This is a genomic window from Streptomyces sp. HPF1205 (assembly GCF_020400825.1).
Lineage (GTDB): Bacteria > Actinomycetota > Actinomycetes > Streptomycetales > Streptomycetaceae > Actinacidiphila.
On record NZ_JAINVH010000018.1, the window covers coordinates 105,130 to 118,261 of the forward strand.

Annotated in this window: 14 protein-coding genes; 10 read left to right on the forward strand and 4 right to left on the reverse strand. The window is 74.2% G+C overall.

Annotated features, from left to right (window positions below):
• Positions 1 to 21: 21 nt before the first annotated feature.
• Positions 22 to 1,146, forward strand: coding sequence for a S9 family peptidase (locus tag K7G61_RS21325; protein ID WP_225848522.1), 1,125 nt, complete (start codon positions 22 to 24; stop codon positions 1,144 to 1,146).
• A 54-nt stretch (positions 1,147 to 1,200) separates the two neighbouring features.
• Entirely contained in the window at positions 1,201 to 2,565 is a 1,365-nt protein-coding gene (locus tag K7G61_RS21330; protein WP_225848523.1) for a hypothetical protein, read from the forward strand.
• Between the two features lie 313 nt (positions 2,566 to 2,878).
• Here the strand turns inward: K7G61_RS21330 and K7G61_RS21335 are convergent, their stop codons facing one another.
• Entirely contained in the window at positions 2,879 to 3,289 is a 411-nt protein-coding gene (locus tag K7G61_RS21335; RefSeq protein WP_225848524.1) for a VOC family protein, read from the reverse strand.
• A gap of 237 nt (positions 3,290 to 3,526) precedes the next feature.
• Between K7G61_RS21335 and abc-f the strand changes: the two genes are divergently transcribed.
• From abc-f to K7G61_RS21350, 3 genes are all read left to right on the forward strand, one after another.
• Entirely contained in the window at positions 3,527 to 5,125 is a 1,599-nt protein-coding gene (gene abc-f, locus K7G61_RS21340; RefSeq protein ID WP_225848566.1) for a ribosomal protection-like ABC-F family protein, read from the forward strand.
• A 697-nt stretch (positions 5,126 to 5,822) separates the two neighbouring features.
• Positions 5,823 to 6,044, forward strand: coding sequence for a helix-turn-helix domain-containing protein (locus K7G61_RS21345; RefSeq protein WP_177246478.1), 222 nt, complete (start codon positions 5,823 to 5,825; stop codon positions 6,042 to 6,044).
• A gap of 90 nt (positions 6,045 to 6,134) precedes the next feature.
• On the forward strand, positions 6,135 to 6,926 hold the full coding sequence (locus K7G61_RS21350; protein ID WP_225848525.1) for an enoyl-CoA hydratase/isomerase family protein: 792 nt from the start codon (positions 6,135 to 6,137) through the stop codon (positions 6,924 to 6,926).
• Positions 6,927 to 6,996: 70 nt separating this feature from the next.
• Here K7G61_RS21350 and K7G61_RS21355 read toward each other — a convergent pair whose 3' ends face one another.
• The gene (locus tag K7G61_RS21355; RefSeq protein ID WP_225848526.1) at positions 6,997 to 7,860 is read right to left on the reverse strand and encodes a hypothetical protein; all 864 of its coding nucleotides are present in this window, start codon (positions 7,858 to 7,860) and stop codon (positions 6,997 to 6,999) included.
• A gap of 133 nt (positions 7,861 to 7,993) precedes the next feature.
• Here K7G61_RS21355 and K7G61_RS21360 point away from each other — a divergent pair, with 133 nt between their 5' ends.
• The 5 genes from K7G61_RS21360 to amaP are packed head-to-tail and all read left to right on the forward strand — an operon-like array spanning position 7,994 to position 10,433.
• Positions 7,994 to 8,482, forward strand: coding sequence for an Asp23/Gls24 family envelope stress response protein (locus tag K7G61_RS21360; protein ID WP_225848527.1), 489 nt, complete (start codon positions 7,994 to 7,996; stop codon positions 8,480 to 8,482).
• A 51-nt stretch (positions 8,483 to 8,533) separates the two neighbouring features.
• Positions 8,534 to 8,722 (forward strand): hypothetical protein, encoded by a 189-nt coding sequence (locus K7G61_RS21365; protein WP_225848528.1) that lies wholly within the window; start codon positions 8,534 to 8,536, stop codon positions 8,720 to 8,722.
• A complete protein-coding gene (locus K7G61_RS21370; RefSeq protein ID WP_225848529.1) occupies positions 8,722 to 9,105 on the forward strand; it encodes an Asp23/Gls24 family envelope stress response protein in 384 nt (127 codons plus the stop codon). The genes K7G61_RS21365 and K7G61_RS21370 overlap by 1 nt, the downstream gene beginning before the upstream one ends.
• Positions 9,102 to 9,821 (forward strand): DUF6286 domain-containing protein, encoded by a 720-nt coding sequence (locus tag K7G61_RS21375; RefSeq protein ID WP_225848530.1) that lies wholly within the window; start codon positions 9,102 to 9,104, stop codon positions 9,819 to 9,821. Before K7G61_RS21370 ends, K7G61_RS21375 begins: the two co-directional genes overlap by 4 nt.
• Positions 9,822 to 9,836: 15 nt before the next feature.
• A complete protein-coding gene (gene amaP, locus K7G61_RS21380) occupies positions 9,837 to 10,433 on the forward strand; it encodes an alkaline shock response membrane anchor protein AmaP (RefSeq protein WP_225848531.1) in 597 nt (198 codons plus the stop codon).
• A 54-nt stretch (positions 10,434 to 10,487) separates the two neighbouring features.
• Here the strand turns inward: amaP and K7G61_RS21385 are convergent, their stop codons facing one another.
• Both K7G61_RS21385 and K7G61_RS21390 read right to left on the reverse strand, forming a co-directional pair.
• A complete protein-coding gene (locus tag K7G61_RS21385) occupies positions 10,488 to 11,249 on the reverse strand; it encodes an SDR family oxidoreductase (protein WP_225848532.1) in 762 nt (253 codons plus the stop codon).
• The gene (locus K7G61_RS21390; protein ID WP_225848533.1) at positions 11,250 to 13,037 is read right to left on the reverse strand and encodes a glycoside hydrolase family 15 protein; all 1,788 of its coding nucleotides are present in this window, start codon (positions 13,035 to 13,037) and stop codon (positions 11,250 to 11,252) included.
• Positions 13,038 to 13,132: the final 95 nt, after the last annotated feature.

Here is a 13,132-nt window from a genome sequence, read left to right on the forward strand (position 1 = left end):
AATCCGCTCAGTATGGACAGCGTGCGCCTTCGAGTGGCGGTGGCCGTGGCGGCCACGACGGTGGTGGGTGCCGGGGCGGCCGCACTGGTGGCCGGCCGGTACGTGTCGGGGCTGGCCCTGAAGCCCTCGGTGGCCGGCCCGCCCCCGGAGAGCCTGATCGCCGTGCGGGAGGCGGACGGCGACCGGGTCGTGCTCACCCGGACGACGGCCGCGGCGCGCCACGGCGTCTACGGGCTGACCGGCGTGGGCGTGCACGCCACCGTGGGCCCGGTGCTGGAGCAGGATCCGTACTCGGTGACGCGCGCGCTGCGGCGGGTCCAGCAGGGCGCCCTGCGCAAGGGCGACTTCGTGCGGATGACTCCGCAGGCGTACTGCGGCGACCCGGGCAGTGCCTTCGGCCTCGACTACAGCGACGTCGAGGTGCCCGGCGAACTCGGGCCGCTGCCCGCCTGGTACCTGCCCGGCGACCGTTCCACCTGGGTGATCACCGTGCACGGCCTGGGCGCGACCCGCGAGCACGCCCTGAACGCCGTGCCGGTGCTGCACCGCTTCCGCTTCCAGCAGCTCGTGCTCGGCTACCGCAACGACCCCGGCGCCCCCGCCTCGCCCGACGGCCTGGACCACCTGGGCGACACCGAGTGGCAGGACCTCGACGCGGCCATGCGGTTCGCCGCCGACCACGGCGCCCGGCGGATCGTGCTCTACGGCTGGTCCACCGGCGCCACCATGGCGCTGTGGGCGCTGGCCAGGTCGGCGGTGCGCGACCGCGTGGGCGGGCTGGTGCTGGACTCCCCGGTGCTCGACTGGCGCTCGCTGGTCCAGGCCGCCGTGACCACCCGTGGCCTGCCCGCCGCGCTGCGGCCGCTGGCGGTGCGCGCCGCCGAGGGCCGGGCCGGGCTGGCCGCCGCCCGGCACCCCGAGGCGGCCACCGCCGCCGTTCCGCCCGACCCCACCGTTCCCACCCTCGTCGTGCACGGCCCCGACGACGCCTTCGCCGACTGGCAGGACTCGCGCGCGCTCGCCGACCGCCACCCCGAGCTGATCGCCTTCCACCCGGTGCCCGACGCCCCCCACGCGGCCATGTGGAACGCCGATCCGAAGGGGTACGAGGAGGCCCTGCGGCGCTTCCTGACACCGCTCATGTGAGCATGGTGGAATGCGAGTTTGGGATTATGGGCGCGGAGCGGGGAGACTTCTCCAGTGACGTCCCGTAGCCCGCGAGACACTCCGCTCCGCCTCGTCCCCCGCAGGCCGCTCACCGCCGCCCGCAGGGCCGCCACGACGCGCAGGTCCAGGCCCGCGCGCCCGCCCGAGGGCACGCCCTCGGTCCCCGAACTCGCCCGCCTCGCCCGGGCCGAACTCGCCGACGCCGTACGGCTCGCGCGCTGGGCCGGCTCAGGTCCGGGCGCCGCGGGCACGACGGGCATACTTCCCCCGCAGGCGGTCGCGAAGGCCGCCGCGGCACTGGGGGTGACGCCCGGTCAGGTCCGTGCCGACTGGGACCGCGCCCGGCTGACCGGCCTGATCGAACTGCACGGCGGCACCGCGCGCCCCGGCTGGCGGCTGCGCGCCTGGGACGACGACGACACCGCGGTGCTGCGCGGCTGGGTCGCCCTGTTCGACGCCTGGTCGCTGGCCCACCCCTTCCTGCCCGGCGGCGGAGACGGGCCCGACCCGGCGCTGGTCGCCGAAGTCATCGAGGCCGTACCGCAGTTGCTGTCCTTCATGCACCTGTCCAGCGGGCCGGTCGCACTGGACACGCTGCTGGACCTGCTGCGCCAGCGGGTGGCCGAACTGCGGACCGAGCGGCACGAGCCGCCCGCGGCCGGCGACCCGCTGCCCGCACTGCTGGACTGGGCGCTGGAGGCCGGCACCCTGGTGGGCGCACTGTGCCCGCGCGACCCGCTGCGGCCGGACGAGGTGTCCCTGACCGCGCTCGGCAGTTGGGCGGTGTGGGTGAAGCTGGAGCAGATCTGCGTGGCGGCGCAGGGGCCGGCCGGGCACATGGAGCAGTCCGCGGCGACCATGCTGCGCGCGTGCGCCCGGCTGTCCCCGAGCCAGGCCCGCGCCGAGTACCGGGCGTGGCTCGCCGCACGGCCGGTCGGCCTCGCGGTGGCCGAACTGCTCGACACCGCCCGGGGCGACGACGCGCTGCTGCGCGGCCTGGCCTTCGAGGCCCTGCGGGTGGTCGGCGACCCGGCCGAGGCGGCCGTGCGGGAAGTGGTCGGCGAGCCCGGCCTGCGCCCGTACGCGGTGCTGTGGCTGGCCGAACTCGGCGGCGGCGACCCGGACGCGGCGACCGAGCTGCTCACCCGCGAGGAGGCCACCTGGCTGTGGATCGACACGGCCGCCGCCGTCGCCGACCACGGCGAGGACCACCTGCTGGTCAGCCACCTGGAGACCGCCGTGCAGGGCTCGGTGCCCGGGCTGCTGGAAGAGGTCAGGGGCGTGGGCCATCCGCGTACCGTCCAGGTGCTGGTGGCGCTCGCCGCCGCGCACCCGGACCCGGCGCTGGCCAAGGCGATGCGGCGGGCGGCGTTCCAGGTCCACACCGGCGAGGCGTGACGCGCGTCGACCGGCTGCCTGCTGCCGCCGTCTCGCCTCCGGGCGCTGGTGTCCGGTGTCGACGGTCGACCGTGCTCGATCGTTCGTTCCTCACGATCTGCGCGCGCTCTCCTCTTTCGACACCGGCGCGCCCTTTGGCTCGGCGGCTGGTTGTTGCCGCCGTCTCGCCTCCGGGCGCTGGTCTCCGGTGTCGACGGTCGACCGTGCTCGTTCGTTCGTTCCTCACGATCTGCGCGCGCTCTCCTCTTTCGACACCGGCGCGCCCTTTGGCTCGGCGGCTGGTTGTTGCCGCCGTCTCGCCTCCGGGCGCTGGTCAGGCGGTCGGCGTGGCCGGCGCGTACGTGCCGAAGGCCCAGATGTTGCCCTCCGGGTCGCGGGCGGCGTACTCGCGCGAGCCGTAGTCCTGGTCGGTGAGCGGCATCACGATCTTCACGCCGTACTGCACGGCACGGTCGTGGTGCGCGTCCGGGTCGTCCACCACCACGTACACCTGCGCCGGGCCAAGGGCGTTCAGGGCCCGGTCGTACTCCGAGTCGTCGCCCTCCCTGAGTGTGCCGAGCATCACCGTCCCGCCGCCGTGGGCGAGTTCGGCGTGCGCGATCGTGCCGTCCTCGTTCTCGTGCACGACGACCCCGGTGAAGCCGAACGCCTCCTTCAGCAGGGCGATGGCCGCCTTCGCGTCCCGGTACCGCAGGGCCGGGCACACGGTGGATCCTCTGGCCATGAGTGGTCACCTTTCCGAGCGATTCGACCGCCTGTGCCGATTATCTGTGACCTACTCCACATTCGCCCGGTCGTGCCCGCTCAGCCGCGCCCGCGCCCGACCGCCGGAGGCCCGCGCCCGGTAAAACGCTTGCCACCCCCCAGTAGACTTCCCCCATGGCAGTTTTCCTCCTCGATTAGCGGCGGCGTACGACCTCGACGCCCCCTGACTGTCGTCCGCATGCCCTGGAGCTTTTCCGTGATCACTGCCACCGGCATCGAGTTGCGCGCCGGCGCCCGCATCCTCATCGAGTCCGCCTCCTTCCGCGTCGCCAAGGGCGACCGCATCGGCCTGGTCGGCCGCAACGGAGCCGGCAAGACCACCCTCACCAAGGTCCTGGCCGGTGACGGGCTGCCCGCCGCCGGGACCGTCACCCGCTCCGGCGAGGTCGGCTACCTGCCGCAGGACCCGCGCACCGGCGACCTGGACGCGCTCGCCTCCGACCGCATCCTGTCCGCCCGCGGCCTGGACACCGTGCTGCGCAAAATGCGCGAGAACGAGGAGCGGATGGCCAACGGCAAAGGCGCGACCCGCGAGAACGCGATGAAGAAATACTCGCGGCTGGAAACGGAATTCCTCACCAAGGGCGGATACGCCGCCGAGGCCGAGGCCGCCACCATCGCCGCCGCGCTGGGTCTGCCCGACCGCATCCTCGGCCAGCGGCTGCACACCCTGTCCGGCGGCCAGCGGCGCCGGGTGGAGCTGGCCCGCATCCTGTTCTCCGACGCGGACACGCTGCTGCTGGACGAGCCGACCAACCACCTGGACGCGGACTCCATCGCCTGGCTGCGCGACTACCTCAAGACGTACCGCGGCGGGTTCATCGTCATCTCCCACGACGTCAACCTCATCGAGACGGTCGTCAACAAGGTCTTCTACCTCGACGCCAACCGCGCGCAGATCGACGTCTACAACATGGGCTGGAAGCTGTACCAGCAGCAGCGCGAGGCCGACGAGAAGCGCCGCAGGCGCGAGCGGGCGAATGCCGAGAAGAAGGCCGCCGCGCTCAACTCGCAGGCCGACAAGATGCGCGCCAAGGCCACCAAGACCGTGGCCGCGCAGAACATGGCCCGGCGCGCGGAGAAGCTGCTGTCCGGCCTGGAGGCGGTCCGGCAGTCCGACAAGGTGGCCAGGCTGCGCTTCCCCGAGCCGGCGCCTTGCGGCAGGACCCCGCTGATGGCCAGCGGCCTGTCCAAGTCGTACGGCTCGCTGGAGATCTTCAGCGGCGTCGACCTGGCCATCGACCGCGGTTCCCGGGTGGTCATCCTCGGGCTCAACGGAGCGGGCAAGACCACACTGCTGCGGCTGCTGGCCGGCCTGGAGCGGCCCGACACGGGCGAGGTCACTCCCGGGCACGGCCTCAAGCTGGGCTACTACGCCCAGGAGCACGAGACGCTCGACCCGGACCGCACCGTGCTGGAGAACATGCGCTCCTCCGCCCCGGACACCGACCTGGTCGAGATCCGCAAGATCCTCGGCTCGTTCCTCTTCTCCGGCGACGACGTCGACAAGCCGGCCGGCGTGCTGTCCGGCGGCGAGAAGACCCGGCTCGCGCTCGCCTCACTGGTCGTCTCCAGCGCCAACGTGCTGCTGCTCGACGAGCCCACCAACAACCTCGACCCGGCCAGCCGCGAGGAGATCCTCGGCGCGCTGCACTCCTTCACGGGTGCGGTGGTGCTGGTCACCCACGACGAGGGCGCGGTGGAGGCGCTGCAGCCGGAGCGCATCATCCTCCTGCCCGACGGCGTGGAGGACCTGTGGGGCCAGGAGTACGCGGACCTGGTGGCACTGGCCTGAGCCCGGTGCCGGGCGCGGGCCGGGGCCCGCGCCGAGGCCGCGGCCATGGGCCGGGGCCCGCGTCCGCCCGGGCCCGCGCCCTGGGTCGAGGCCCGCGTCGGACGGGCCCGCGTCGGACGGGCCCGCGCCCCGCGTCGAGGCCCCGGCTTTCGGGCCGAGCCGCGGGTTGAGGACCGCGCTGCGCTGAGTCCGCGCCCCGGCCCGAGGCCGAGCCGGCACCCGGCGCCCGCCCCGGCCCGCCCGCGGCGGCCCTTGCGGCCGCCCTTGCGCCCCCCCGCGACTCGCGGGCGGGCCGCCGTGCCGTGTCATGGCGCCCCCGAGGACGCGGGCCCGACGGCCGGTCCGCCCCGCTGATCATGTGCAGTCGATCATTCGGCCCATCGGTGATCCTTCATCTGCGTGAGTCCGGCTCGTACCGGGGCCGACGGCGGCGCCGCGCGGACCGCTCGTACCGTGATCAGCCCCGTGACGTCGGCAAACTCCTTACCAACCACAGCTGACCTGCAAATATTCCCCGATGCCGGATCCGGGTCCGTAATTGCCGGGGGAAAACCGCGGCGCCACGGCCCGTGAACCGGCTCTATCTCGGCATTCCTGTTGCGCATGTCCGGCGACGGACCTTGTCGAATGGGTGGCCAGGACGGCCCTTAGGGGTGATCATGAGAGTCCATAGCGCACTTCCCTGGAGGAGGCACGGGTGGCCGAGACTCTGAAGAAGGGCAGCCGGGTGACCGGCGCCGCGCGCGAGAAGCTCGCGGCAGACCTGAAGAAGAAGTACGACTCCGGTGCGAGCATCCGGGCGCTGGCCGAGGAGACCGGCCGCTCCTACGGGTTCGTGCACCGGATGCTCAGTGAGTCCGGCGTGACCCTGCGTGGTCGCGGCGGCGCGACACGGGGCAAAAAGGCCACGGCGGCCTGACCCCCGGGGCCCGGGGGCCAGGCGGCGTCCACGGTTGGTTACTCTTCGGTAATTCGGTAATCACATCCGTGGTCCGCTCGGAGGCGCCCGATGCCCGAAGACACAACTCTGCTCGACCGTGACGGCGTGCGGCTCACCGTCGACGACACCGTCGCGAACATCACCCTGACCAACCCTGCCAAGCGCAACGCCCAGTCGCCCGCGCTGTGGCGGGCCCTCGCCGAGTCGGGCCGCCTGCTGCCCGGGCAGGTACGGGTCGTCGTGCTGCGTGGGGAAGGGGTGTCCTTTTCCGCGGGGCTCGACCGGCAGGCGTTCACGCCCGAGGGGTTCGACGGGGAGCCGTCGTTCCTGGATCTGGCGCGCGGCTCCGAGGCGGAACTCGACGCGGCCGTCTCGGCGTACCAGGAGGCTTTCACCTGGTGGCGGCGTACCGACCTCGTGACGGTCGCCGCCGTCCAGGGCCATGCGATCGGGGCCGGCTTCCAGCTCGCCCTCGCCTGCGACCTGCGGGTCTGTGCCGACGACGCGCAGTTCGCCATGCGCGAGACCAGCCTGGGCCTGGTACCGGACCTGACCGGCACCAAGCCGCTGGTGGAACTCGTCGGCTACGCCAGGGCGCTGGAGATCTGCGTCACCGGCCGCTTCGTCCACGCCACCGAGGCCGAGCGCATCGGGCTGGCCACCGTCGTGGTACCCGCGGCCGAACTCGACGCGGCGGTCAAGGACCTGGTCGCCGCCCTCCTGGCCGCGCCGCGCGACGCGGTCAACGAGACCAAGGCCCTGCTGCGTGGCGCCCTGTCGCGTACCGAGGCCGAGCAGTTCGCCGCGGAACGCGCCGCCCAGGGCCGCCGGCTGCGCGACCTGGCGGGCCTCGGCGAGTAGCGGTAGCGGGCGGCGGACCGGCCCGCGCGCGGGCCGCGTGCGGGTTCGCGCGAGGCCGCCCGACGCCCCCTCACTCGGCTTCGGTCACCACCACGACCGCCGTCACCGGGCCGGGCGCGCCCGGGGCGGCGGCAGCCGTCACCGCGGTCACCACCTCGCGGGCCACCCGCAGCGGCACCAGCCCCGGGGCCACCGCGATCTGCACCTGGACCAGGCGGGCCGGCGGCCGGCCGGGCTCCGCCGTGTCCCGTACCCGCAGCCCGGGCGCGAACCCGGCCAGCCGCCCGGTCAGGCCCGCCACCCCGGGGACCGCCAGCGCCGCCACCTCCAGCGGCCGGTACGGGTCGGGAACCGTCACCCGCGCCGCCGGGCCCTCCCACGGTTCCTGCGGCCAGCCCGCGACCGGGAACTCCTCCTCCAGCAGCCCGGTCACCGTCAGATCCACCGCGGCCACCGCGATCCCCAGCAGGTCCCGCGCCGCCGCCCACAGCACCCCGCGCAGCCGGTCCGCCGTGGCCGGCAGCGGCTCGTCCGCCGCGGCCTCGAAGGCGGCCCCGATCCGCACCGGCACGTGCGGCAGCGCGCCCATCGGCGCCCCTGCCACCGGCGCGACCCCGGTCGTACCCGGGCGCGTGCGTGTGCCCGTGCCTCCTTGCGCTGCCGTGCCCGCGCCTGCGCCCGTCCTCGTCCCCGCGCCCGTCCCCGTATCCGGGCCCGCTTCCGCGTCGGCGGCCGTGCCCGGGTCCGCGGGGCCGAGTCCCACCGCGCCGAGCCGCGCCTGCGGCATCGCCGCGCAGGCCCGCCGCAACACCCGGACGGCCGCACTCTCGGTGATCCAGGACGTGTCTCCCGCGCTGCCCAGGGGAACGATCCGGCCCAGGGACACCTGCTCCCGTACCGTCCGGGCCAGTCGGTCGGTCGGGTCCGTCGTCAAAGGAATCGCCCTCCAGCGGCCGCCACTCGTTCGGGGGGTAGGCGGATACCCACTGGCCGCATCCCCCCAGCGGGGCGCGGCCCGCGCACCTAGTGTGGGACACGGAGCAGCCCAGACGAAGGGACGACTCGCGATGACGGAGACCGCGCAGCACAACCGGCCGGAGCCGGAGGGTGCGCACGAGGGCAGGACCCTGGAGAGGGGCACGGCAGGCCGGCGGAACCTCGCCGAGGCGGCCGTGCGGGGGCGTACCACCATCGCCGACGGCGTGGTGGAGAAGATCGCCGGCCTCGCCGCCCGCGACGTCGTCGGCGTGCACGCGATGGGCACCGGCCTGGCCCGCACCTTCGGCGCCGTGCGCGACCGGGTGCCCGGCGGCGGCCGATCGGTCACCCGGGGCGTCAAGGCCGAGGTCGGCGAGGTCCAGACGGCACTGGACCTGGACATCGTCGTCGACTACGGCGTCTCCATCGTCGAAGTGGCCCGCGCGGTGCGGGAGAATGTGATCGCCGCGGTCGAGCGGATGACCGGCCTGGAGGTCGTCGAGGTCAATGTCGCGGTCGACGACGTGAAACTGCCCGACGAACCCGACGAGGACGAGCGGGAGCAACGGGTCCAGTAGCGGTCTCGCGGGCACGCGGACGCGGACGGTCGAGGGGACGGAGAGCGCGGGATGAGCATGGCGGCGGTCGGCCTGATGTTCGGGGTGGCGCTCGGATTCGCCGGGTACTTCGGCGGGTTCGGGGCGTTCATCGTGGTGGCGGTGCTCGGCATCGTCGGGTTCGTGGCGGGCAAGTTCCTCGACGGCGACCTGGAACCGGGGGACTTCTTCCGCACCCGGGACCGTGATCGGCGGCGCTGATGGCGGAAGCGGTCCCCGCGAGCCTGCCCGCCGCCGTCCGGGGCAGCCTGCGCATCGCGGACCGGGTGGTGGCGAAGATCGCCGCCCAGGCGGCGGGTGAGGTGCTCGTCGACGCGCCGGGCGCCGACCTGGTGCCCAAGGGCGTGACTCCGCACGCCTCCGTGTCGGTGCGCAAGAGCGGCACCCGGGACACCGCCCGGGTGCGGCTGGTCCTCGAACTGGGCCACCCGGTCGACATCGGCGCGGTGTGCGGCACCGTACGCCGTCATGTCACCGACAAGGTCCAGGCTCTGACGGGTATGCATGTACCCGAGGTGGCCGTGGAGGTCGAACGGCTGCACTCGGCGGCGGCCCGCCGCAAGGACGAGGGGAGGGTGGAGTGAGCGACGACGAACCCCCGGCGCGCCCCGGACCCGGGCAGGGGCCGGAACCGGACGCGGAACGACCCGCGGCCGGGCAACCGCCGTCCCCCGCCCGGGTGAGCGTCGAGAAGCGGCCGGAACCCGGGCGCATCCCGCCGTACGCGGTGACCTCCGAGGAACCCGGTACGGTCAAGATCCGCAGGTTCTGGTCCGGCCGCCGGGTCCCCGCCGCGATCGTCGCCGCCGTCCTCCTGGGCCTGTCCGGCCTGTTCCTGTACGACATCGCGTCCGTGCGCGCCGGCCGCGATGCCATGCGCTGGCGGGTCGACCTCGCCGACGAACTGGCCACCCGCCCCCTGGACGACGTGTGGGTCATGACCGGTGCCGCGGTCGCCGCCGCGCTCGGCCTGTGGCTGATCGTCCTCGCCCTCACCCCCGGCGAGCGCCGGCTGCTGCCCATGTCCCGCCGCGGCGCCTCCGGGGTGCGGGCCGGGCTGGAGCGGCGCGCGGCCGAATTCGTGCTGCGCGACCGGGCCATGGAGGTCTCCGGCATCCGCTGGGCCCGGGTCAGGGTGCGCCGCCGTCGGATCGTCGCCCGCGCGGGCTCGCACTTCCGCGATCTGGAGGACGTGCGGCGAGAGCTGACGGACGCGCTGGGCGAGGCGGTGCGCCAGCTCGGGCTCGCCCGCGCCCCGCACCTGACCGTGCACGTCCAGCGGGCCGAGAAGAAGGCATGACGGAGGGATGAGGGCGTGCGGACCCCACTGAACCGGGTGCTGCTCGGGCTGACCGGGCTGGTACTGATGATCCTCGGCCTGTCCGTACTGGTCGGCAGTTTCAACCTGCAGCAGCACTGGGACTTCACGCTGCCCCACTGGTGGCCGTACATGGGCCCGCACGACGTCCTGCTCAAGGCGCAGGACCGCACCCGCTACCGCTCGAACGGCTGGTGGTGGCCCGTGGTCATCGCCGTCCTCGCCGTCCTCGTACTGGGCTCCCTGTGGTGGCTGCTCGCCCAGGCCCGCACCCGGCGGCTGCGGCAGATCAGGGTGGACAGCGGCGACGGCCAGGGCGCGCTGCTGCGCGGCCGGGCCCTGGAGAGCGTCCTGGTCTCCGAGTCCGAGGCCTACGAGGGCGTGGAATGGGCGCACGCCGCCCTCGTCCGCAGGCACGGCGGGCCCGAGGCCCGGCTCGTCCTCGGGCTGGCCCCGCACGCCACCCCCGACGAGGTCGTCGCGGAACTCGACACCGGTGTCCTCGCCCGGGCCCGTACCTCGGCGGGCCTGGCCGCCCTGCCCGCGGAGGCCCGCCTGCGCCCGGTCCGCCACAAACCGGCCAGGGTGAGCTGACGCCGCCGGCCCGGGGCGAACCGGCACCGTCCGCCGCCCCGGGGTGAGCTCGCGTCACAGGGCCTGCTGCGCCCCGCCGTCCACCGGGACGAGGGTGCCGGTCAGGTACGAGGCGGCCGGGGAGAGCAGGAAGGCGGCGACCCGGCCGAACTCCTCGGGCGTGCCGTACCTGCGCAGCGGGATGGCGGCGGTGGCGCGCGCCCTGGCCGCCTCCGGGTCGCCCCCGGCGGCGTCGAGCTCACGGACGCGATCGGTCTCGACGCGTGCGGGCAGCAGCCCCACCACGCGGATCCCGCGCGGTCCCAGCTCGGCCGCGAGGGTCTTGGCGAAGCCGGCGAGGCCCGGCCGCAGGCCGTTGGAGAGGGCGAGCCCGGGAATGGGCTCGCGTACCGAACCCGACAGCACGAAGCCGATCACCCCACCCTCGCCCAGCACGTCCGCCGCCGTCCTGGCCAGCCGCACCGCGCCCAGGAACACCGACTCGAAGGCGCCGCGCCACTGCTCGTCGGTCACCTGCGCGGCCGCTCCCGCGGGCGGGCCGCCCACGCTGATCAGGATCCCGTCCACGCGCCCGAAGGTGTCGTTGGCGGCGTCCAGCAGCCGGTCCGCCGCCGCCGGGTCGGCCTGGTCCGCGACGACGCCGAGCGCCTTGGCGGGACCGCCCAGTTCCCCGGCGGCTGCCTGCACCGCCTCGGGGGTGCGCCCCGAGACGACCAGCCGCGCGCCCTCCTGCGCCAATACGCGCGCCGCCGCCAGGCCCAGCCCGCGCGTCGCGCCCGTGACCACGTAGACCCTGTCCGTCAGACCGAGGTCCATTCACTGCCTCCCGTTCTGCATGCCCGCCAGCGTGAGGGCGGTGTTGACCAGGCCGATGTGGCTGAACGCCTGCGGGAAGTTGCCCAGTTGCCGCCCCGCCACCGGGTCCCATTCCTCCGACAGCAACCCCACGTCGTTGCGCAGCGTCAGCAGCTTCTCGAACAGCTCGGCCGCCTCGCCCTCGCGCCCGGTGGTGTGCAACGCCTCCGCCAGCCAGAACGAGCAGGCCAGGAAGGCCCCCTCACCGCCCGGCAGGCCGTCCACCGAACCGGAGTCCGGGGTGTAGCGGCGGACGAACCCGCCCAGGTCCAGTTCCCGGCGCACCGCCTCCACGGTTCCCAGCACCCGGCGGTCGGACGGCGGCAGGAAGCCCACCTGGGGTATCAGCAGTGTGGCCGCGTCGAGCTCGCGCGAACCGTAGTACTGGGTGAAGGTGTTGCGTTCGGCGTCGTACCCCTTCTCGCACACCTCCGCGTGCACACGCGCCCGCATCGAGCGCCAGCGGGCCAGGTCGCCGCGCAGCTTCGGGTTGGCCTCCAGGGTGCGCACCGCGCGGTCGGCCGCGACCCACGCCATCACCTTGGAGTGCACGAAGTGGCGGCGCGGGCCGCGCACCTCCCACAGCCCCTCGTCCGGCTCGCGCCACTTGGTCTCCAGGAAGTCCATCAGCGACCGCTGCAGGTTCCAGGCGTGCGCCTCGTCGTTCAGGCCGCGCTCCCGGGCCAGGAACAGCGAGTCCAGCACCTCGCCGTACACGTCGAGCTGGAGCTGGCCGGCCGCCGCGTTGCCGACCCGGACCGGCGCGGAGCCCTCGTAGCCCTTCAGCCAGGGCACCTCGTACTCGGGCAGCCGCCGCTCGCCCGCGATCCCGTACATGATCTGCAGGTCGGCGGGGTCGCCGGCCACCGCGCGCAGCAGCCAGTCCCGCCACGACCTGGCCTCGTCGAGGTAGCCGCAGGCGATCAGCGCGTTCAGGGTCAGCGCCGCGTCGCGCAGCCAGCAGAAGCGGTAGTCCCAGTTGCGCACCCCGCCGATCTCCTCGGGCAGGGAGGTCGTCGCCGCGGCCGCGATACCGCCGCTGGGCGCGTAGGTGAGCGCCTTGAGGGTGATCAGCGAGCGCAGTACGGCCGGCCGCCACGGGCCGTCGTAATCCAACCGCGCCGACCACTCCTGCCAGTCCCGCAGGCTCTGCTCCAGCGCCTGGTACGGCTCCACCCGGCGCGGCCGCTTCTCGTGCGAGGGGTGCCAGGTCAGCACGAAGGCGACCTTCTCCCCGGCGGCCACGGTGAAGTCGCAGTACGTGCGCATGTCCCGGCCGGTCGTCGGCACCGGCGGCTCGCTGCGCAGCCATACGGAGTCCGGTCCGGCGATCGCCACCCGGTGGTGGTCGGTGCGGCGCATCCACGGCACCACCGCGCCGTAGTCGAACCGCAGTGCCAGCTCGCCGCGCATCGCGACCTCGCCGCCGAGCCCCTCGACGATCCTGACCACGTCGGGCGCGCGGTCGCGCTGCGGCATGAAGTCGGTGACCCTCACCCGTCCGGTGGGCGTCTCCCAGTACGTGTCGAGCACCAGGGTGTCGCCGCGGTAGGAACGCTCGGTGCATCGCGTGCCGTTCAGGGGGGCGAGCCGCCAGTGGCCGTTGTCCGCGTCGCCGAGCAGCGCGGCGAAGCAGGCCGCGGAGTCGAACCGCGGCAGGCACAGCCAGTCGATGGAGCCGTCCCTGCCCACCAGAGCGGCGGTCTGCAGATCGCCGATGAGCGCGTAGTCCTCGATACGTCCTGCCACCTGCCGGCCCCTCGCACCCTTCGTCCCGCCCGATGCCTGCCGTCCGCCGCGCGGCCCGTCACCGCTCCCCGCGCCGCCACCCGCTGTCGTGCGCC